The sequence below is a fragment of the Holosporales bacterium genome (genome assembly GCA_031263535.1).
Lineage (GTDB): Bacteria > Pseudomonadota > Alphaproteobacteria > UBA3830 > JAIRWN01 > JAIRWN01.
Window position 1 is genome coordinate 1 of sequence record JAISFO010000006.1, and the last position, 21,039, is coordinate 21,039.

Consider the following 21,039-nt stretch of genomic DNA (forward strand, 5'->3'; position numbering starts at 1 on the left):
TATCTAAATCTCAAGACGTGAAAGATGTAAGGAGCGATATTGCCAATAAGGTGATTTTCGGTGGCAAGCTCCAGTTCAGATTCGCTGAAGCTAACATACAATACGTCATCCCTTTGTAAAGGGGGGGGGGAGCTTAAGTGTCAGGACACGCAGGCATTATGTAATTGCAGTAGAAAGCGAGGCTTGTTCAAGTAAATGCTAGTTTTGACACAAAGCATCCGAATATAAGAAAGTTTGTAAATTTACTAAAATAAATAACAACACCAAACCTTAACAAGTCAGATATTTTATCAATAAAAGCTAATCTAAAGAGCCTGGGCAGGTAAACATTTGGTGCCGCCGGTGAGAATCGAACTCACGACCACACCCTTACCAAGGGTGTGCTCTACCACTGAGCCACGGCGGCGCAAGACCTAAGAAAGCGTTCAAGTATCCTTCTAAGATCACTGTAGAAGCCGGCCATTTATATTATAAAAAACCGAGAAGGTATATAACCATCTCGGTTTTTAGAATGCTTAAATGCCAAGAGCAAAAAACTATCGCTGTTGTTCTTGAAGAGAAGCGGCTTCCTTTGCAAACACTTTGACTTTAGACTGAGCAACCAGGCGCTTGACCAAAGCTTGCATAGATTCCTGCTTTACAACCTCGACCAGCCTTTGTCTAGCCTCTTCCATCGTTGGAACCTTAGCATCACGAACGTCTTCGAGCTTAAACACCAAATAACCAGCCTGTACTTTTACAGCATTTTTGGTGTATTCACCTGGCTTTAATTCAGTAACAAATTTGCTTACTGGCTCTGGTATACTACTGCCCAGTACATAGCCCAAATCGCCGCCTTTCTCTCTAGACATGGAATTATATTGATCCGCAAGAGCAGCAAAATCGCCTCCCTTATCGAGCTTGCCAATCACTTCTTTTGCTGTATTTTCTTCGCGAACAAAAATATGCCTTATACGGTATTCTTTTTCCTTTGAGATTTGTTCAGATAACTTTTTGTAAGCGCTTCTAAGTGTCGCTTCAGAAATCTTTGCAGATATTTCTTTCTCAAGATATAATTCCATTAAGAGCTGATCTTGCAGATCCTTAAGCCTAGCGTGATAGCTTTTATCTCGGTCTATCCCAGCCTGCTTAGCGGCAATCTTTATAACCTCGCTGCGGATCTTAGCATCCAAAATCATCAAAAATAATCTATCTCGATCGGGCGCCTGTACCTTGCTAGCCTTAGCCATATTCATGTATTGATTTACGGCTCTGTTGATCTCTGACCTGCGGATAACAGTATTACCAAGCGACGCAACAATCTCGTCATTAGTAGACGCGTTTTGTTTGCCTCCAGCTTGGCCTGACTGATTGGCGGCTTCTTTGGGGTCTTCAGCATGTGCAACCTCGTGAAGGTGCATCGATGCAAGAATGCCAACACATGGCAAGGCGATTAGAATTTTTGTTTTCATAAAAGTACTCCAAAATATTAAAACTACTAAGTGAAGATAAATATACAACAAAACTAAATTTTTAGCAAATATAAAAGCCAAAAAAGTTTAAAATATTTTGGAACGCCTGGCTTCAAGAAGGTCTTGAAACAACATTTCCCACTGCGTGGCGATTTTATCCGCAGCATAGTTGTCTTGGATGTGTTTTTTTGCGTTACTGCCTAGCTGATCTCTTAGCTCTGGATTTTCGATGAGCATTTTCATTGACTCAACTAATTGATGAACGTCGCCTGAGTTAATCAACAGCCCTGTCTCCCCTGGCTTTATCAGCTCATCTGCCCCGCTTATGTTGCTGTATATTACCGGTAGACCTGCCAGCATGGCCTCGCATAACGCATTCGGGAATCCTTCGAACCTGGATGGCATTACGAAAATAGAGCTTTTACGCAACACTGAATATATATCTTTAGTCGTACCGCATAGTTGTACACGGCCGCTTAGGTTATGCTGGTTTATCTGTTGTTGAAGAGCGTCTTTTTCCTTCCCCCCGCCCCAGATTTCTAATCGCCAATCTGGGAAATCGCTTGCTAATTGCGAGAATGAGTCGATGAGCAAATCATAGTTTTTGGAAGCTATCAGTCGACCAGCTGCAATTATCAATTTTTCTCGAGCAATTGATTGATACGTTCCCTCAGGCAAAATGACTGGATTGGCAATTACGCGTACCTTATTTTTTATATTGTCAAATTGCTTTTTGATTTTAGCCGTTTGTACTGTCAATTGATCAGCAAATCTGTATGTAAAAAAGCCCAACAGACTTAAAGTTTTAGATACAAATGAATCATAGCACTCCTTAGAGGTTCGCTCACTGACTACCAAAGGAATACCCAGATTAAGATTTGCCGCAAGGGTGATAATATTCTGTTGCATAAGAAACGATATGATCACGTTTGGCCCATAGTCTTTGATGATTTTTCTCAGCCTTATTGTTGATGGTATGATTTTCTTTAAGGAATCAGTGCTGATTAGTTTGACCTTTGGACTCAGAGAGTAGAAGCAGTTTTCTAGCTTATCTTGGACTGCCACCATAACCCTATGACGCTTGGATAAAATTTCGGTAAGGACCAATATAACACGTTCAGATCCGCCTTGACGAAGGGTTGGTATAGTGAATAATAACTTCATGTCACCCAACCAATTGTACTTATTAGCATGCCAGACAAATCCGTTCGTTTTGTAATTGGTTCGACCGATATTGGTGGCGCCGAGAAACAGATTGCTATAGTTCTTCCTAAGCTTGCTGAAAGAGGGTGGAATGTGCGCCTTGTGACGTTGAGCCCTGATGACGGCGAGCTAGTGTCAGCGTTCTTAAAAAATGGAATTAACATCATAAAACCAAGACCATTTCGTTTTACAAATGGCTTGTTAGGGATAGTGTGCAAGCTTATATCCATTCTGTCGCATTTATATTCCGAATTTAGAAGCCGGCCAAATATTACAACTGTATTCATGATGTCGCATTCAATTTTATTTGGCATGACGGCCTGTTTGTTAGCACGCGGCAAAGGAAAAGTGGTTTTTAGTATAAGAAACATCTGCGATCGTCAATATTCGTACTTTCCAAGAGCATATGAGACATTTTTGTATAAATTCGCAGATGATTTTGTAGTCAACAGTCATGAACTTGCCGATCAACTTACAGGGACAGATAAAACTCCATCATCCAAAGTTCATATCGTCAACAACGCATTCGAACATAGCCAATTTTCGCGCCAAGTTAATCAACAATCCGTAAGAAAAAAGCTGAAAATCGAAAGTAAAATAAAAGTGCTGCTTGTACTAGCAAGACTAGTCGTTTTTAAGGGCCACGATGACCTGTTAGATGCCCTAAGCATTGCCAAGCAAGAATTGTTGATACTTACAAACAACAATTGGGTCTGCTTGCTTGCAGGAGATGGCCCAGAGAAAACAAGGCTTGAACAGAAAACTAAGCAATTGGGATTGGATCGCTATGTAAGGTTTCTTGGCGCTTGTCATAATGTAGATGAGCTACTGACTATTTGCGATCTGTTTGTCGCTCCTTCCCACTCGGAAGGTATGCCGAATGCGGTTATTGAGGCTATGTACACGGGGCAAGAGGTTGTGGGTACCGATATTATGTGCATGCGAGAGCTAACCCAAGGGCTGTATAGGCTAGTTCCAATTAAATCCCCTAGCAAGTTGGCCGAGGCTATAGTTGAGGCGATTAAAAACCCAAGCCCCGCCGTCGGCGAGAAAGCAAAAACATTAATCGAGCAAAACTTCTCTATTGACAAGGCTGTAAGCGGATGGGAAAGAATCATACAATCTTGAATTTATCCGGCGTTTAATGGCGCCTATACTTATATGAAACTGGTAATAGTAGAATCCCCCGCCAAAGCAAAAACCATAAACAAGTACCTTGGCGCTGGTTATAAGGTGATTGCCAGCTATGGCCATGTGCGCGACTTGCCGTCAAAGGACGGCTCAGTAGATCCTGACCATGAGTTCGCCATGACATGGGAAGTCAGCGACCGCAGTAAAAAGCAGATCGACGCCATAGTAAAAGAGGCAAAGACTGCCGATGAGATACTGCTGGCTACTGACCCAGATCGGGAAGGCGAGGCCATTTCTTGGCATATTGAGGATATAATTCGCAGCAAGGGCATAAAAAGCAAGCCTATACAGCGTATCGCTTTCCACGAGATCACTAAATCCGCCATAAACAAGGCGATAAACTCGCCCAGAGACCTCGATCAATCTCTTATTGAAGCCTATCTCGCAAGGCGAGCGCTGGATTATCTTGTTGGCTTTAATATATCCCCTGTGCTGTGGAGGAAGCTTCCCGGCAGTAAATCTGCGGGTCGAGTTCAGTCGGTTGCGCTCAGGCTTATTGCCGATCGTGAGATTGAGATAGAGGAATTTAAGCCTCAAGAATTTTGGACGATCGAGGCTCTGTTCAAAAATGAAAAAGGCGATGTTTTCCCGGCAAAGCTGACGGTTTTGAACGGCGAGAAGCTTGAAAAGTTTTCGCTGAATAACGCTCAGCTTGCTGCTTCGGCGGTTGCTTCTGTGGAAGGGGGCAAATACAAGTTCGAAAATGTAGAGAAAAAATCAATCAAGCGCAACCCTTGGCCGCCCTTTATAACGTCCACTCTGCAGCAAGAGGCCTCAAGGAAACTTGGGTTTTCGTCAAAGCGCACCATGCAGCTGGCCCAATCCCTTTATGAAGGCGCGAGCATAGATGGCGAAACGGTTGGTCTTATCACCTATATGAGGACGGACAGCGTTAACCTGGCCAACGATGCTGTGTCTGGCATACGTGAGGCTATAAATCAAAACTTTGGCGAAAAGTACCTGCCCAAATCGCCCAGAGTATTCCAGAATAAAGTCAAGAACGCGCAAGAAGCGCATGAGGCTATACGCCCAACAAATGTATTAATCTTACCCTCGCAGCTGCAAGGTAAGTTGGATAAGGATCTTTGGCGGCTTTATGAGCTTATCTGGAAACGTACTGTCGCCTGCCAGATGCAGCAAGCGCTTATTGATCAAGTTATCGTAGATATCTGCGACTCTTCAGGCAAGCATGTTTTTCGTGCGGTTGGATCGACCATTGCTTTTGACGGCTTTTTGAAGCTTTATCAAGAAGAAAAAGACGATGAAAAAAGCGATGACGGGGAGGGCGCTATGCTTCCGCCATTAAGCGCGCAAGAATCCGTGGCTATCGAAAATCTTGATAAGAAACAACATTTTACACAGTCGCCGCCTAGATACACAGAGGCCAGCTTGGTTAAACGGCTGGAAGAGTTGGGGATTGGCCGCCCATCGACATATGCCAATATAATTCAGGTTTTGCAAGACCGCAATTATGTTCGCTTAGACAAAAAACGCTTTTTTCCGGAAGAGCGGGGCATGATCGTAAATACATTCTTACTGCATTATTTTACCAAATACGTCGAGTACGATTTTACAGCTGATCTTGAGCAGCAGCTCGATGATATATCTAATGCAAGAGTCTCAAGGCTTAAGGTCTTGGGCAACTTCTGGCAAGGGTTTATAAAAATCGTTGATTCTTCTAAAGAACTTCGCATTACTGAAGTGCTGAACCTCATAGAAGACAAGCTTAACCATCACCTTTTCCCGGTGAAAGATGGTGAAGACCGTGATAAAACCAGGGCCTGTCCAATATGCGGCAGCGGACGCATTGGCCTGAAGCTGGGGCGATACGGCGCTTTCCTTGGGTGCTCGTCTTACCCGAAATGCTCGTTTACAAGCGCATTATACGATAATGCTGCTTCATCCGCAGAAGCAGAGGGCAAGGCGCCCGCATCTGGTAAGTACGAGCCTAAGGCTCTTGGCAAAGACTCAAACACTGGCCAGAACATTACTCTTAGGAAAGGCCCTTATGGATTCTATGTCCAATTAGGTGAAGCCGCGTCCGGCAGTAAAGGTAACGTCAAGCGTGTTTCTGTTCCAAAGGGCATGGATCCTGAGCAAATTTCTCTGTCCCAAGCAAAAGTTTTTATCAGTTTGCCGAAAGTCTTAGGTAAACATCCAGATGACGGAAAAGAAATCTCAGTTGGCATAGGCCGCTTTGGTCCATATATCAGGCACGACAATAAATTCTTCTCTTTGGACTATGCTAAGCTGTTTTCATTGCCGTCTGTCGACCAAGCGGTTGAGTTCATAACTGAAGCGGCTAAAAAATCAAAAAAATCCACTTAAGTATTTAACGACGAAAGTTAATAATATTTATTCACATATTCTGCGCTACTAAGAAATAGCGTATATATCTTAAGCAACCTTATGAAATCTAAATTTTCTATCAATCCTGATTTTATTATAAATCTAAGGTTTTATCTTCTAAACTGTCAATAATATGACGATCAAGCGTCATATTAAGGATTATCCTTTCCTCACAAGGATGCGGCAAGAGTACTTAGTCTTACGAGATACGCTAATTTGACCTGGGTATATGCATTTAGAAAAATCAAAATAAATCCGTAATACATATTTTGCAACTGCTAAGCGGCCATTCTGGACATATTCCTTTTTCCTTCTGCGACAGGTAAAAGTTGTGCAGGACGCTACTAATTAGCCTAATGCGAGTTTTACCTTTGCTAGAATAGGGCCGGCATCTTTTATGCCCCCCCCCTTCCCTGATGCAATCAACCCTTCCTTTTTCTCACAGCCTAGGATCGGCAGAATGACAAAAGCACATTCACGTCCAAAAATTAATGTTTGTTGTAGGGCTCACGCCATTAAAAATGCGATCGTTCTTTAAAAAGCTGAGTACAATCACATTTCGATATGGCAACTGGTTATATTAAAAGTTCAATAGGGGTAAAGAATAAAGAAAAGTAAACGTTCATAAAACTAAAATGAAATTCCTGCTGATAATGAACAACAAAGGGACTTTTGTGTTCCGGGGGGGGAATGATTTTGCGGCCTATATCAATTACTACCGGCTAAAGCCGGAAGTGTGCTAAGTATCTGAAGATACGCCGAGTGAGGATAAATCCTTCTTTTCGTCCCGTATTTTGAATGAAAAAACCTCGTCATTTTGATCTTCAATGTATTTTTTAATTATATCTTCTGTGACAGCACCGACCGTACTGCAAAAATATCCTCTCCCCCACAAATGACATCCCCAATATTTTTTTCTAAGTTCGGAAAATTCCCTCAGTAACGCATGTGCAGTGCATCTCTTCAGATACTGCGCCATTCTAGATGAAGACATGTGACTTGGAGCTTTTACGAGGACATGAACACGATTAAATCGTATGTTTCCCTTGATAACATTCATTCCTTGAAGAGCGCATATCTCCCTTATCAGATCTCTCAACCGTAGAGCAATATCTCCGCACAGTACCTCGTAGAAATACTTTGTTTTCCATACAAAGTGATACTGTAAATCCAATGTCATGTGTGCACCTTTTGCGTATCGTTCTTTAACATTCATGCCTCATCTTATAACTCTTATTACGCTGAAGCAATCCGCACTAAAGTGCAAGGTTTGTCACCCACCAATGGAAAATAAAAAACCGGCCATAAGGCCGGTTAGAAAAAAATAAATGACTATACTAAAATTAGAACCGTGTCGTTACTTTTATCAAAAATGACGTCCAGCCAATTTTACTTGGAGAATCCTTAAGCGCCCACGTAGCAAAACCAGCTTCAGCGTCCGCTATACTCTTGCTGGGCTTTGCCGTAACAAGTTTAGATTTCGGAGCCCACCGACCTTCTAAGCTGACAAACGTAACCCCATCAAGCGACGTTCTTACCCCAATTCCTGTGAAAAACACAGTCCCTCGCCCAGAAAACATCTGCCTTGTATAGTGTACCTTATCTTTATAGTGCAGCCCGATGTTTGTTGTTCCAAGTAAACCATAGATAGCCGATCTTCTGGTAAAGTGAAAGCCACACCGAACATCAAAACTGTAAGATATAGGCTGAACCGATAGAATTCCAACGCTGTGCGGACCACTTGACTTCTGAGTTCTAGCATGTCCGTAAGAGAAATTAAACTCACCTCCAGCAAATAAAGAACCTAACCATCCTACTCTGACAGGCAAACCAACCTCTATCCCAATGATAGCGCTTCCATTCTGCCCAATAATATTGCGCTTCATGGTATAACTCTGGTCCATTACTAGATAGCCCCTCATACCAAGACCAGCATAGGAGGCGGGTGCAGAACCGTAATAAAAACTCCTACCATATGATGAGCCATACCAAGCCGCTATAGTTCCCATATTGTGGGGATCCATGGCTTGCCACGCTACATTTTCTACCTCTATTTCATAGAAAGGGCACTCGAATCCAATACCAGTATACAAATGGACAGCAGTACCTATACCACTATCGCCGCTGCAACCACCGCCGGCAGCGCCTGCTAACATAGGCAGCAATACCGCCCCTGAAGCACAAATCTTTTTAAAGTTCATATCAATCCTCGCAAAAACAATCATCAACGGGGTCAATATAACCAGTGAACTGCATATAAACAATTAAATGCACGATTCAGCTTGTCCTTTGTCGATAATACTGTGACTAAAAAACCACAGACGATGCAACATGGCAGCACACAAAGAAGTTGCGCATATACTACAGCAACACATCTAGCCATAACATCCTTGCCCAAATCCAATTTAGCCGGATTGCGCTTAGCCTTTTTGAGCAGAGATGTTTATTACCTTTGGGGTTTGGTTGATGAGAGGAATATCCCTGTCGGTGGCCGATGAATGGCCGGATAGTTGGGTTATTTTCTTTAAACACGGCCTAATGCGGCATTCAAAGCTTGCAACCATATCGTTATACGATCCATTGGTTTGGTTCAGCGATTTGCCCAGTTTTACAAAGTGATCGACCATAATGTTCAGGCGTTTGTAAAGCTCCCGCCCTTGGGTCAGGATTTCTCGCGAGTTTTCGGCGATCGATACCTGTTGCCATCCACGTTCTACCGAGCGCAGCAGCGCAAGCAGCGTCATAGGCGCGGTCAATATGACATTCTTAGACATAGCGTATTCCAGAAGGTCAGGATCGTGTTCAAGGGCCGCTGACAAGAATGATTCCCCTGGGATAAACATAACCACAAAGTCAAGCGAGTTATTAAAATTGGCCAAGTAGTCTTTGGAAGCAAGGCTAGTTATGTGCTTTTTTGTATGCCTAGCATGTTCTTGTAAAAAATTCGCTTGCATATCAGTATTTGTAGTTTCAAGCGCCTGAAGATAGGAAGATAGCGGCGTTTTGGAATCAACAATCACCTTCCTGTTTTCTGGTAAGTTTATTGTCATGTCTGGCCTTTGAAGGCCGTTTGCGTCGCTGGCGTTAGACTTTTGTTCCTCAAAGTCGCAGTACTTGGTCATACCGGCAATCTCAACCACTCTTCGCAACTGAACCTCGCCCCATCGGCCGCGGGTTGTAGGGTTTTTAAGCGCAGCAACCAGTTTAGAGGTCTCGCTTCTTAATTGATGCTCCGTATTCAAAAGGCCGGTGACCTGCTGACTTAGCGACTCATAGGCGCCTATGCGCTTTTTCTCAAGCTCTTGCAGGTTAATATCGACTTTCCCTAAAGCGTCTTTGATTGGCTTGACCAAGTCTGACATGGATTTTTCTTTCACAGACATATCGGCCTTGGCCCCGTCGTACAGCTTTTCAAGCGACGCTTTTGCCAGCTCTAAAAATGACTTATTGCTTTCATTAAGCGCATTGGCGCTTAAGGCCTTAAATGTATCGGTAAACTGCTGTTCTGCCCTTTTCAGAAGGTCAATTTTCTCTTGCACGATCTTTTCTTTTTGTTCTAACTGAAGGTTCAGGGTGGCATTATCCAGCCTAAGCCGTTCCAGCGTTTCCTGCAGCCGTTGATTTTGAGTTTCATATTTTGTAAGCATCTCGCATCGTTCTGCCAGGCGAGTCTGTGCAAGCAAGCAGAGTTGCTGACTTCTTTTGCTGCGGGCCAGTAACAGCGATAGGCCACAAACCACCACCCCAGCCGCACTTAGTGCAATGATTTCAAACTGCATGTCTACTCAACCAGATACGCTATGGTTAATTCGAAAAAATACATATATCATGGCCATCAAATTTAGATAGGACTGTGGATCATTATGCTTCAGTCTTTGTGCCATTATCAAGGAGCCTTAGGTATTTTGGTATTTACGCTTGTTGCCATAGCAATGAGCGAGGACAAGAAGCGCCTGCGTATTTGGCCGATCCTTACGGGAATTGCCGTACAGTTTGTTCTTTTCATACTTCTGACGAAAGTTCCAGGGGTAAAAGAGGCTTTTCTTAAAATAGCGGCCGGTATTTGCAAACTTAAAGATGCAACCGAAGCGGCAGCCAGCTTTGTTTTTGGATATGTCGGGGGCGGAGCCGCCCCATTCGACGTAAATAGCCCGTCAAATCTGTTTATATTGGCCTTCCAGGCGCTGCCAATGCTTATGGTAGTAAGCGCATTAACAATGCTTTTGTTTCATTGGCGCGTTATGCAATGCGCCGTTAAGGGATTGTCGTTTGTTATGAGCAAGTTATTCAGGCTGGACGGCGCCTTGGCTGTAGTTGCCGCGGCCAAGATGTTTCTTGGGCAAACTGAGGTTCCTTTCCTGATAAGGCCGTACTTATCCAAGCTTAGTAGGCATGAGCTTTTTGCCACAATAACCTGCGGAATGGCGACCACGTCCGGTATGATTATGGTGTTGTACGCTACGATTCTGGAAAATGTCGTGCCAAACGCACTAAACCACATACTGATAGTAACGGTAATGGGAGTGTTTTCTGCGATGTGGATTTCACGCATAGTGGTTCCACAATCAGACTTACAAACTTCGGGAGAATTTATTTCGCCGTACAAATTCTCAAGCTCTATGGAGGCGATATCCCGTGGAACTGGCGACGGTCTGCGCTTATGGGCCAATGTGGTTGCCATGTTGGTGGTTATGCTGGCGCTGATCAAGCTTCTTAACATTATGCTTGGCAGCTTACCGGATGTATTTGGCGCGCCAATTACCCTAGAGCGCATACTTGGGCTTATAGCGTCGCCAATTGCCTGGCTTATGGGCGTACCTTGGGCAGAGGCCAATCTGGCTGGAAACTTGCTTGGGGTTAAAACCGTGCTGAACGAGATCGTTGCCTTTATAGGGCTGTCGGAAATATCTTCCCAATTAAGCGAGAAAACGCGTATTACAATGACCTATGGGCTTTGTGGGTTTGCGAATTTCGCCAGCATCGGCATTGTGATAGAGATGTTTAGCGGCTTAGTGCCCGAAAGAAGAAACGAAGTCATAGGCATGAGCGTTAAGGCGATGGTTGCCGGGGCGCTGGCAACTTGCCTAAGCGCAACGGTTGTTGGGGTTTTGTGGGAGCTGTTGGGTTGAGCGATATGGATTATAACCTTATGATGCAGAAGGCTTTGCTGGGGGTGGTGAGGGATATCCTCATGCACATCAAGACCTTCGGCTTGGAAGATGAGCATCATTTATATATAAGCTTTCGTACCAATGTTAACGGCGTGGTTATCCCTGCATCTTTACGTCAAAAGTTTCCGGAAGAAATGACCATAGTCTTGCAATATCAGTTCTGGGACCTTTGCGTTACCGACGAGTATTTTTCAATCAAACTAAGCTTCAGCGGTAAACCAGAGTCGATTAAAGTCCCATTCTATGCGTTAACCAAAATATTCGATCCGTCTGTGCAATTTGGCCTTCAGTTTGTGCCAGAGCAATCCGCAGATGATTCTGACGAAATCGACGACTCGTTCAATGAAGCAGGAAGCCAGCTGGATGAGGTTGTATCCTCAGTTGACATGAGTAACGTGGTCGATTTTGCTCAGTTTAAAAGCAAGCTGAAGATGCGGCATTAAGACGCGGACAATGGAATCAAATCCTCGATGAATATAATCAAGGCTACGGCTACTGTAAGCCTGTTTACGATGCTGTCCAGAATTACTGGTTTCCTTCGGGATATGGCGATTGCGGCGTATGTTGACAAGTGGCTGAGCGATATATTCATTATATCAACCAAATTAGGAAACATGTTGCGAAAGGTTTTTGCCGAAGGGGCTTTTCATGCTTCTTTCGTACCCAGATTTTCGGACATTTTACACAAACGAGGCCCACAAGAAGCCCAACGAGTCGCATCCGAGGCTTTTAGTTTTTTATTTAGCGCAGTCAGCCTTATATGCGTGCTTGTCTGCGTGTTTTACCACTATGTATTGAAGCTGGTTGCCCCAGGCTTTCAGGTTGGTTCATTCCGGTATGCCATCGGTATGGAGACGGGCCGCATATGCTTCTGGTTCATTGTTTCAGCGTCTTTGTCGGCATTGCTTTCAGGCGTACTAAATGCCTATAACAAATTCGCGCTTTCTTCCTCGATCCAGTGCATATTTAACTTATTATTGATGTCGGCGGTCTTGCTTGGGCCGCTTTGCTTCCCGAACGTGGCCTATACCATGTCGATTGCGGTACTTGCAGCGGGCTTGATACAGGTCCTAATACTTTGGTTCAGGGTAAAACAAGTTGCTTTTAGTGTTAGGCTTACGCCGCGCTTTTTCTCAAGCGAAGTCAAAGATATCTCGCGCCACATGCTGCCTGGGATGCTTAGCTCTGGAGTTTGGCAAATCAACATGCTGGTTGACATGAGGATAGCCTCAAGCCTGTCGGTTGGTACCGTAACCTATATACACTTCGCCGACCGTATAAACCAGCTGCCGCTAAGCCTGATTGGGGTAGCGATGGGAACGTCCCTGCTGGTTGCGTTGTCGTCAAGTTTCAACAAAAACAAGCTAAAGCTTGCCAATGCTCAATTTAACACGAGCGTACTGCTTGTAACGGCCTTAAGCATACCGGTGCTTTTTATTGCGTTTATACTGGCGCCAGAGCTGATAACTGTTGTTTTTAAGCGCGGTTGTTTTAACGAACGCGACGCAATGATAACTGCGCAGGTTCTAATGGGATTTTTGACGGGTCTGCCGGCCTACGTTCTAAGTAAAGTGTTCTCTGCTGCGTTTTTTGCATCTAAGGACACCAAAACGCCGGTAAAGATCGGCATATTATCAGTTGTTGTTAATATTGCCGCCTTATATACTTTAACTCCGATTTTTGCACACATTGGTATAGCTTTGGCAACGTCAATATCGTCGTGGGTAAATATTATCTTGCTCTATTACATTCTGCACAGGCGGGCTGTTGTAAGGATATACGCCTCGACCTGGCGAAAAATATCGCTGCAATTAGCCTCTGTAGCAATAACCTCAATCGTTGTTTATGCACTTGCCATAATAAGCCGCAATCAGCAGTTTACTGGGTTTCAACTTATGCTTATGACATTTTTTAACATGTCCATCGGGACGCTTATGTTCGTTTTCATCGGTCATAAGATTGGCGGCTTTAACGCAAGGGTGTTCTTAAGAAATGTAAGAAAATAAGTTACTCAAGTAGCTAAAAGACTAGCTAAGGCATAAATTAGAGTTTGCAAATTCCCAATTTAGGCAATGCTTGACAATATTCTCTACGTACTTCTTCCTATCATTTCTGTAGTCTATATAATAAGAGTGTTCCCACAAATCTGTAACCAAAATAGGAATAAGGTTGTCTGTAGCGGCGTAATTCTCTGCATTTGAGGTATTGACGATATCTAATTCAAGCTTAGTTTTGTCAAATACAATCCAACTCCATCCGCTTCCAAATAATTCGGAAGCTTTGCTAATATAACTATTTTGAAAGTTTTCAATACTGCCGAATTTTTGATTTATTAAAGACAAAAGCTTTTCGTTTGGCGCAGAATTATTCAAACTTAAAGAATTCCAATAAAAATCATGATTAAAAATCTGAGCCGCATTGTTAAAAACTTTGGCATCAACTTTATCCTTCATGGATATTATTTGGGACAAACTCCACGATGGCAGACCACCTTTTTGAACCAGATCATTCAGGGTGTTTGTGTATCCTATATGATGCTTTTCAAAGTGATAAGTTTGTGTTTCTTCCGACAAATAAGGCTCCAAAGCCTTATTATCGTACGATTTAGACGCTTTATACATAATTACATTCTCTCATAACTGGAAATAATTAACAATTTAAAAGTTGAGAACCTCTCTTTTACGGTCAGTGGCTGTTGAGTTTTTTATAAAGTTATAAAGAACGTGTTACGCTAGCACTATGTTGAGGAGGTTGTGCCTGCAGATGTTCGTATATACACAAAATACTAAGATTGGACCGATCAGTATTGTGGAAGAAGATGGAAGCATAACTCATGTTTGCTTCGAAACAGATCGCTTACCAGAAAGAGTTTACGAAAGGAACACCGCGCTGATCCAAAATGCGTTTGAGCAGTTAGATGCATATTTAGCAGGACAGTTGAGAACATTTAACCTTCCTCTCTTGCCCAAGGGTGACTGGTTTCGGCAAAAAGTTTGGGACGCTGTTTCACAATGCAAGTTTGGCGTTACCGTGAGTTACAAGGATATCGCTTGTCAAATTGGTTACCCTCGAGTATTAAGAGCTACCGGGGCGGCAATTCGCAGGAACCCTATCCCAATTTTTATCCCGTGCCATCGAGTTATTAAAAATAATGGAGCAATCTCCGGGTATCGCGGAGGGGTCGAATTGAAGGTGCGCCTACTAGCGTTAGAGCAAAATCACAATTTAGCTGGTAGAATCTGTGCGACGAATAAAAGTAGCCGATAAAATCTCTTGAACACGTTATTCGCCGTTATAGTCCTTATGGAAATATTGAGCGGCATAGAAATTGACCTTTGCGTTCCAAGCTTTCCAGAAATCCAAAGTCTGTTTAAAACCTCGACAATTGCTATTGAAGGGCTCTTAAGCATTAACCTTTTTACCAATTGCGTTGGGGCCTTAATTGCAGGAACGCTTGGCGACAGATACGGCCGAAAGCCTATAATCCTATATGGCCTGATGCTTTTTATTTTTGGCAGCGCGCTTTGTGCATTGGCGCTAAATTACCCTATGCTATTAATTGGGCGCTTTATTCAAGGCTTTGGCATATCATGTCCGGCGTGCTTGGCCTACGTCATCATACCAGATACGTACGACGTAAAAACTCACCAAAAAATGTTGGGGCTGTTAAACTTTTTTGCGACAGCATCCATGGCAATTGCCCCAGTGATCGGCAGCCATATTGCTTTGTATTTCGGTTGGCGCGGGAACTTCAGCTTTTGCTTACTTTGTGGAATTATCTGTTTCGTTTTAGGGTATTTCTTCTTACCTCAAGGAAAGAAAAACGACAGAGCTTCCGTTTTGATACTAGAATATTTCGAGGTTTTAAAGAATAAAAAGGCGGTACATTATCTTTTTGTAATATGCTTTTTTATCATTGGCTACTGGGTTTTTATTGGAATGGCGCCAATTCTCTACTGCAAAGATTTCGGCGTCCCACTCAGGCATTTTGGATTTTATCAAGGCGCGCTGGCGGCAGCTTTAGCCATTGTTAGTTTGCTAAGCGAAAGGCTGATCACCTACCTCGGGCGAAAGAAATGCTTTTGCTGGTCGGTTGCTGTGTGCGTGGTGTCGCTTGTTTTCATTGCAATTCTCGTTGCCACCAACAGTAGAAATCCTGGATTGATTACGTTCGCCATGGTTCTTATGTCGGCTGGCATTGTTTGCCCCATTAATATTCTTTGCCCATATGCATATAAGGTTGTCCCTGAGGACAAAGGGAAATTGAATGCATTGATCATGTCTTTCAAAATGGCGAGCATAAGCTTTTTGATCCAGCTCACTAGCTTTTTTTACTCTGGCAATTTTCGAATAATCGGAAGTGTCGTAGCAATGACGCTGGTCTTTGCGATTTTCATGAGCCGGAGATTATTAAGGCTTGATCCGGTTTTGGGCGCAGAGTCATAAGATCATTGTTTAACAGCAATATCTGGCGGAGGAAGAGGGATTCGAACCCTCGATACGGCTTAACACCGTATAACGGTTTAGCAAACCGTCGCCTTCAGCCTCTCGGCCATCCCTCCTGAGAATAAAGGGAATATACATACGATGCCCATACAGCGCAAGTCACGCCAGTAGTATTAAGGCTCAATAGCAAGCGAAGTAAACGTTAGGCTAAATTGACGACGCAGCTTTGGATAAAAGCTCATAGTTCTTTTGCGCAGGAGTTTTTGCATGTTTCATCCGCTGCACAGCTTGCGCTAGAGCTTCTGTAAAAAGGTCTATATCTTTTTCTGTGGTAAATCGGCCCAATCCAATCCTTAGAGTATTTCTAGAGGCAACATTAGGCAAAGCCTGCAGGACATGGGACGTTTGCCCTTGGCCATAGCATGATGAGGCCACTGATATTGCGAAATTCGGCATTAGCCGGACTATTTCCTCGGTATCTATTTTATCAAGCTGTATGCTTAGGTTACCAGGGATACGCTTTTTAAGATCGCCGTTTACAACGACTTTCGCGAACAGTTTTTTAAGCCTCCGCAGCAAATACTGTTGCAGACGTGCTATATGACTGTTTTCCTGCTTAAGTGATTTTTTACATATATCACATGCAGAGCCAAGAGCTACGCACAATGGAACTGGCAGGGTTCCTGGCTTAATCCCATCTTGCTGTCCACCACCAAACATTATCGGCGCAATCTTAACGCCTTTACGCACATAAAGGGCGCCAATGCCCTTTGGGGCATACATTTTGTGCCCAGATATACTTAAAGCGTCTATGTACCGCACGTCTACGGGAATTTTACCCACGGCTTGGGCACCGTCACAGTGGAACAGCACGCGCCTACGGCGACAGATCTGGCCAATTTTTTCTGTTGACTGAATCACCCCAATCTCATTATTAACGGCCATGATCGAGACCAAAATCGTGTCTGGGCGAATTGCCTTCTCTAGCCTTCTTATATCCAAAATGCCATTAGCCTGAACTGGTAAGCAAGTGACAGTAAAGCCTCGCTGCTCAAGGTACCGCATGACCTCAAGCACACTCTTGTGTTCGGTAACACAAGTGATTATATGTCGCCCCTTATGAGCATAGGCTTTCACTATTCCCTGAATGGCGAGGTTATTAGACTCAGTCGCGCCAGAGGTAAAGACGATTTCATCTGGCCTGGCATGTATTAGGTCGGCAATTTGGCGACGCGCCAGGTCAACCGCAGCCAGCGCCAGCTTATGCTGAGCTCCTGCGCCGTGTGGGTTGGCCGGATTGGCGTAAAGGTAAGGCTCCATTGCCTTAAGCACACGGGGATCACATGGTGTGCTGGCTTGATAATCTAGATATGCTCCAAAGCACCCATATCCCAGCAGACAGAACGCTAAGTAGACGAATCGGGCAAAGCTAATCAAAACGGCAGTTTAAAGCCCGCCGGCATCATACCGGTGAAAGACGACATTTTTTCCGCCAGTTGCGCTTCAAGCTTAACTTTGGCGTCGTTAAAGGCCGCAATAATAAGGTCGCTCAGGACCTCCGCGTCTTCTGGCGTGATCACGCCGGGGTCTATATCTATTTTCTTCAGCTCGCTTTTGCCGTTTATGATCAGCTTAACCATACCGCCGCCGGACGAGCCTTCTACTTGAATATCCTGTATATGGCTTTGCATTTCCATAAACTTGGATTGCATCTGCTGAGCCTGCTTAAACATATTTTTCAAATCCGTCATTACTACTCCTTTCTGGTTATTTGCAGCTCAGCGTTGGGAAAAATCTCTTTAACCGCTTGCACTATATCCGTTTTTTCTACAGCAGAAACTTCCTCTGCCGCCAGGATTCTATCTCGCTTAGGACCTGAAGGTAAAGAGGGGGCCTGCGCCGCATTTGCGGGCGAATCTATGGACGGGTCTTTTCTAATTAACTCTGTCTGGCTAGGCCCAGGCTGTTCGTCAAGCGAATTCACAATATCTGCAAGCTCTGGCAGCTGCGCAAGGTAGCAAAGCCGCACCAAAATCATCTCGGCCGCGTACTCTGGCTGGGCAGCAAGCCTGATTTCCTCAAGCGCATGAAGGCATGCCTGCCAAGTCCGAGACAGACCCGCAATTGACATTTTGGGCAGAACGTGATTTTCAAGGTCAATCTTTAACTCGTTTTGTGCAAAATCCTCATCCAATGGCGCGACTGAAGTTTTTTTGCACATCAACCAGTGCACAATTTCAAGCATGCGGTTAATAAGCTCAGACGGAAGGCCCCCGCCTTTAGAGTATTCCCTGAACTTGCCTATGCTGGCCTTTGCATCGCCCAGCAAGCAAGATTTGATAACCTCATAAACAACCAAATAATCGCCATGTCCCAACAGCCTCTTGACCGCATCAATCGAAATTTTGTTACAGAGATTAATGGCTTGCTCTAGTATAGATATAGAATCGCGTACCGAATTTCCTGAAGCTCGCGCGATTACGTTCAAAGCCTCAATATCCGCAGCAATACCCTCTAAGTTCAATATATTGGCAAGGTGTTGAGCTAGCAGATTAATGGGTACTGGCCTGCATTCGAACTTTAGGCACCTGGATAAAACCGTCTCTGGCACTCTATAGAGCTCGGTTGTAGCGAACAGAAATTTAACATGAGCCGGCGGTTCCTCAAGCGTTTTAAGCAAAGCGTTAAACGCGCTTTTGGACAGCATGTGGACTTCGTCGATGATGTACACTTTGTAACTACATTCAACTGGCTTGTATTTGCACGATTCAATCAGCTCGCGAACGTCGTCGACACTTGTGTGGCTAGCGGCATCTATCTCTATCACGTCCATGTGACGCTCTGCCAAGATGTCCTGGCATATCTTGCACGTGCAACACGGCTCGGCACTGTTTTCTGGGCGATTTTGGCAATTAAGCGCCTTTGCCAGTATTCTGGCAGTTGAGGTTTTGCCAGTGCCGCGTATACCAGTGAACAAAATCGCTCCGCTCAAGCGATTTTTCATTATGGCGTTGGTCAAAATCCGCACCAAGACGTCCTGTCCGACTAAGTCGCTGAACTTCTGCGGCCTGTACTTAAGGAATAACGGAATATATGCCGACATCATCATGTATTAATCATTTAAATAAGGCAAGGAACGTTACCGACCCAAGTATAACTGCTACGGCTGCTTCCTTCCAGACCTGACCGGGTTTACAATTCTCTCGTCCAATAACGCTCCACGATCAAGGATACACTCACGTTGCTAGAATTAGCAACCAGCAAAACCCTAACTATAGGGAATAACACTAAGTATTCTTGACAGCGCGCTTTTAAGTTGCTTGCGCTCAACGACCATGTCGACCATACCGTGATCGCGCAGGTATTCTGCTGTCTGAAAGCCGTTTGGAAGTTTTTGCTTGATAGTTTCTTCTATGACCCTTGGGCCAGTGAAGCATATGGTTGCGCCTGGCTCGGCGATATGGACATCGCCCAGCATAGCCAAAGAAGCAGACACACCACCAGTTGTAGGATCGGTCATAATAACGATATAAGGAAGTCTGTGCTTTTTTACCATATTTATTGCGGCGACAGTGCGCGGCATTTGTATAAGAGAAATGATCCCCTCTTGCATTCTGGCGCCGCCTGAAGAAGTTACCACAACAAAAGCCCGCTTTTCATTTACCGCGACGGTAGCGGCATTAACAAAATCCGACCCCACGCCGCCGCCCATCGATCCCCCAATAAATTGGAAGTTGAATATACATACGCACGCTGGAGCGCCGGCTATAGTTCCCGTAACTGACAACAGCGCATCAGACATAGACGTTTTCGCCCTAGCCTCCTTAAGCCTGTCGACATATTTCTTGCTGTCTCGAAACTTGATGGGGTCTTCTTTGACTGGAACTGAGGGTAAAACTTTGTACCCCTCGTCCATAAGCAAGCTCGCCCAATCCTTTACTTCGATCGACATGTGGCAGCCACAGTGCGGGCAGATATAAAGGTTCTTCACAAGCTCTTTGTGGAACAGCAGCTGCTCACAGGACTTGCACTTGTCCCACATATTATCTGGGACTTCAGAGCGTCCTACCAGGGTTCTGATCTTAGGCCTGACGAAATTAGTTAGCCAGTTCAACTTGCGACTCCTTACAGAAGCGCTTGTTATTTTTTAGAGTTAACATATTGCGCCAACAGCTTGCCGGCCTTAAAGAACGGCATATTCTTGGCGGGGATATTAACCGATGCGCCTGTACGAGGATTTCGGCCAATGCGGGCTTTACGTTTACGGATTGAAAAGGTCCCAAAACCCCGCAATTCTGCCTTATGGCCGCTTAGCAAGGCGGACTTTATGTTGTCAAACACCATATGCACAACTTTGTGAGCATCAAGGCGACCCATATATTTGTGGGTTTCGTTGAATTTTTTAATTAGCTCCGACATCATCATGGCAGTTCCTCACAGATTCAACATACGATTTCCGTGCTTTACGGAGTTCTGCTAGAATAAGAGCAAGTATTAATTGTGTCAAGTTTTACGCTTGCAGGGTGAGAAAACGATTAACGACGCGCTAGAAGCTTTTTTTAGAACCGAGTACGGTCAGTCGATGACCCAGGAAACCTCAGGCTTTTTGGCAGAGCGACTGGAGCGCCTTATGCCCCCGGTTTGCCTTGGGCTTGGGTATTTGCCGCCTTATGCTGACGGCCACAAAGAGGCGTTTAAGAATACTTTCTGGCTGGTTAACCGAGCTTTAAGAGCTTCGCCATGGCCTGAGGATGAAGAAAGCGCAAGGGCTTTAGTCGCAGATGAGTATCTGCTGCCATTTGAAAATGAGTCGGTGGATACAGTTTTAGTGCTGCATAGTTTAGAATTTACGCCGCATTATATCGACAGCACCTTACGCGAAATATGGCGAGTACTTAAGGCAGGCGGTCGTATTTTTATTGTAACCGCACGTAAATTTGGCTTATTACCGTTTGTAGCTGGTGATTTGTTTACCTGGAGCAAATTATGGCCAGAATTTTTGCTTAACAGGAAGCTTGCCAACGCAGGATTTGAACGTATCACCTCAACCAAAATAGCTGATTTTTCAAATAAGCCAAATGAGGCTGCTTTGTTCAGATTATGGGGCAAGTGTTATAAAAACGTTCTTGTGCTGGAAGCGCAGAAAGTCGTGGCTTCGCCAATTGGGCTGGCTCAAACGCCTTTGAATGGCAGGCTTGGACCGGTTGGAACTTTTAATTAGGCCTTGT

19 protein-coding genes, 2 tRNA genes and 1 other RNA gene are annotated in these 21,039 nt (G+C 44.4%); 8 read left to right on the plus strand and 14 right to left on the minus strand.

Going from position 1 to position 21,039, the window contains the following annotated elements; translation table 11 throughout:
- Positions 1–331: 331 nt before the first annotated feature.
- The 3 genes from LBL30_00355 to LBL30_00365 all read right to left on the minus strand — a co-directional run bounded on the left by LBL30_00355 (position 332) and on the right by LBL30_00365 (position 2,615).
- Positions 332–406 (minus strand) — tRNA-Thr (locus LBL30_00355).
- Between the two features lie 130 nt (positions 407–536).
- Complete coding sequence (locus LBL30_00360) at positions 537–1,451, minus strand: peptidyl-prolyl cis-trans isomerase (protein ID MDR1031567.1); 915 nt, start codon at positions 1,449–1,451, stop codon at positions 537–539.
- A gap of 87 nt (positions 1,452–1,538) precedes the next feature.
- Positions 1,539–2,615 (minus strand): glycosyltransferase family 4 protein, encoded by a 1,077-nt coding sequence (locus tag LBL30_00365; GenBank protein ID MDR1031568.1) that lies wholly within the window; start codon positions 2,613–2,615, stop codon positions 1,539–1,541.
- Positions 2,616–2,642: 27 nt separating this feature from the next.
- On the opposite strand from LBL30_00365, the gene LBL30_00370 reads away from it, so the two are divergent.
- A complete protein-coding gene (locus tag LBL30_00370) occupies positions 2,643–3,782 on the plus strand; it encodes a glycosyltransferase (protein MDR1031569.1) in 1,140 nt (379 codons plus the stop codon).
- Between the two features lie 33 nt (positions 3,783–3,815).
- Positions 3,816–6,173 (plus strand): type I DNA topoisomerase, encoded by a 2,358-nt coding sequence (gene topA / locus LBL30_00375; GenBank protein ID MDR1031570.1) that lies wholly within the window; start codon positions 3,816–3,818, stop codon positions 6,171–6,173.
- Between the two features lie 760 nt (positions 6,174–6,933).
- Here topA and tnpA read toward each other — a convergent pair.
- The 3 genes from tnpA to rmuC form a co-directional block, all read right to left on the minus strand.
- Entirely contained in the window at positions 6,934–7,410 is a 477-nt protein-coding gene (tnpA, locus tag LBL30_00380) for an IS200/IS605 family transposase (GenBank protein ID MDR1031571.1), read from the minus strand.
- A gap of 127 nt (positions 7,411–7,537) precedes the next feature.
- Complete coding sequence (locus tag LBL30_00385) at positions 7,538–8,395, minus strand: hypothetical protein (protein MDR1031572.1); 858 nt, start codon at positions 8,393–8,395, stop codon at positions 7,538–7,540.
- A 219-nt stretch (positions 8,396–8,614) separates the two neighbouring features.
- Positions 8,615–9,973 carry a DNA recombination protein RmuC gene (gene rmuC / locus LBL30_00390; GenBank protein MDR1031573.1) on the minus strand — a complete coding sequence of 453 codons (1,359 nt, stop codon included), beginning with the start codon at positions 9,971–9,973 and terminating at the stop codon, positions 8,615–8,617.
- An 84-nt stretch (positions 9,974–10,057) separates the two neighbouring features.
- Between rmuC and LBL30_00395 the strand changes: the two genes are divergently transcribed.
- Genes LBL30_00395 through murJ form a run of 3 tightly spaced genes read left to right on the plus strand, consistent with a single transcriptional unit; the run spans position 10,058 to position 13,371 of the window.
- Positions 10,058–11,323, plus strand: a complete 1,266-nt coding sequence (locus tag LBL30_00395; GenBank protein MDR1031574.1) for a nucleoside:proton symporter — start codon at positions 10,058–10,060, stop codon at positions 11,321–11,323.
- A 5-nt stretch (positions 11,324–11,328) separates the two neighbouring features.
- Positions 11,329–11,808 (plus strand): ClpXP protease specificity-enhancing factor SspB, encoded by a 480-nt coding sequence (locus LBL30_00400; protein MDR1031575.1) that lies wholly within the window; start codon positions 11,329–11,331, stop codon positions 11,806–11,808.
- A 27-nt stretch (positions 11,809–11,835) separates the two neighbouring features.
- A complete protein-coding gene (gene murJ / locus LBL30_00405; protein ID MDR1031576.1) occupies positions 11,836–13,371 on the plus strand; it encodes a murein biosynthesis integral membrane protein MurJ in 1,536 nt (511 codons plus the stop codon).
- Between the two features lie 21 nt (positions 13,372–13,392).
- Here the strand turns inward: murJ and LBL30_00410 are convergent, their stop codons facing one another.
- Complete coding sequence (locus LBL30_00410; protein ID MDR1031577.1) at positions 13,393–13,986, minus strand: superoxide dismutase; 594 nt, start codon at positions 13,984–13,986, stop codon at positions 13,393–13,395.
- A gap of 118 nt (positions 13,987–14,104) precedes the next feature.
- Between LBL30_00410 and LBL30_00415 the strand changes: the two genes are divergently transcribed.
- Together LBL30_00415 and LBL30_00420 are read left to right on the plus strand one after the other, a co-directional pair.
- Positions 14,105–14,632 (plus strand): methylated-DNA--[protein]-cysteine S-methyltransferase, encoded by a 528-nt coding sequence (locus LBL30_00415; GenBank protein MDR1031578.1) that lies wholly within the window; start codon positions 14,105–14,107, stop codon positions 14,630–14,632.
- A gap of 6 nt (positions 14,633–14,638) precedes the next feature.
- Positions 14,639–15,811: an MFS transporter gene (locus tag LBL30_00420; protein ID MDR1031579.1), complete on the plus strand. Its 1,173-nt coding sequence runs from the start codon at positions 14,639–14,641 to the stop codon at positions 15,809–15,811.
- A 23-nt stretch (positions 15,812–15,834) separates the two neighbouring features.
- Here LBL30_00420 and LBL30_00425 read toward each other — a convergent pair.
- The 7 genes from LBL30_00425 to LBL30_00455 all read right to left on the minus strand — a co-directional run bounded on the left by LBL30_00425 (position 15,835) and on the right by LBL30_00455 (position 20,233).
- Positions 15,835–15,927: transfer RNA gene (locus LBL30_00425), tRNA-Ser, on the minus strand.
- Between the two features lie 91 nt (positions 15,928–16,018).
- Positions 16,019–17,248 (minus strand): cysteine desulfurase, encoded by a 1,230-nt coding sequence (locus LBL30_00430; protein MDR1031580.1) that lies wholly within the window; start codon positions 17,246–17,248, stop codon positions 16,019–16,021.
- A complete protein-coding gene (locus LBL30_00435) occupies positions 17,245–17,562 on the minus strand; it encodes a YbaB/EbfC family nucleoid-associated protein (protein MDR1031581.1) in 318 nt (105 codons plus the stop codon). The genes LBL30_00430 and LBL30_00435 overlap by 4 nt, the downstream gene beginning before the upstream one ends.
- A gap of 2 nt (positions 17,563–17,564) precedes the next feature.
- Entirely contained in the window at positions 17,565–18,917 is a 1,353-nt protein-coding gene (gene dnaX / locus LBL30_00440; GenBank protein MDR1031582.1) for a DNA polymerase III subunit gamma/tau, read from the minus strand.
- A gap of 21 nt (positions 18,918–18,938) precedes the next feature.
- Positions 18,939–19,034: signal recognition particle sRNA small type (ffs, locus tag LBL30_00445), an RNA gene on the minus strand.
- A gap of 45 nt (positions 19,035–19,079) precedes the next feature.
- Positions 19,080–19,925 carry an acetyl-CoA carboxylase, carboxyltransferase subunit beta gene (gene accD / locus LBL30_00450; protein ID MDR1031583.1) on the minus strand — a complete coding sequence of 282 codons (846 nt, stop codon included), beginning with the start codon at positions 19,923–19,925 and terminating at the stop codon, positions 19,080–19,082.
- Positions 19,926–19,951: 26 nt separating this feature from the next.
- Positions 19,952–20,233 (minus strand): integration host factor subunit beta, encoded by a 282-nt coding sequence (locus tag LBL30_00455; GenBank protein MDR1031584.1) that lies wholly within the window; start codon positions 20,231–20,233, stop codon positions 19,952–19,954.
- Between the two features lie 76 nt (positions 20,234–20,309).
- Between LBL30_00455 and LBL30_00460 the strand changes: the two genes are divergently transcribed.
- Positions 20,310–21,032 carry a class I SAM-dependent methyltransferase gene (locus LBL30_00460; GenBank protein ID MDR1031585.1) on the plus strand — a complete coding sequence of 241 codons (723 nt, stop codon included), beginning with the start codon at positions 20,310–20,312 and terminating at the stop codon, positions 21,030–21,032.
- Positions 21,033–21,039 lie beyond the last annotated feature (7 nt).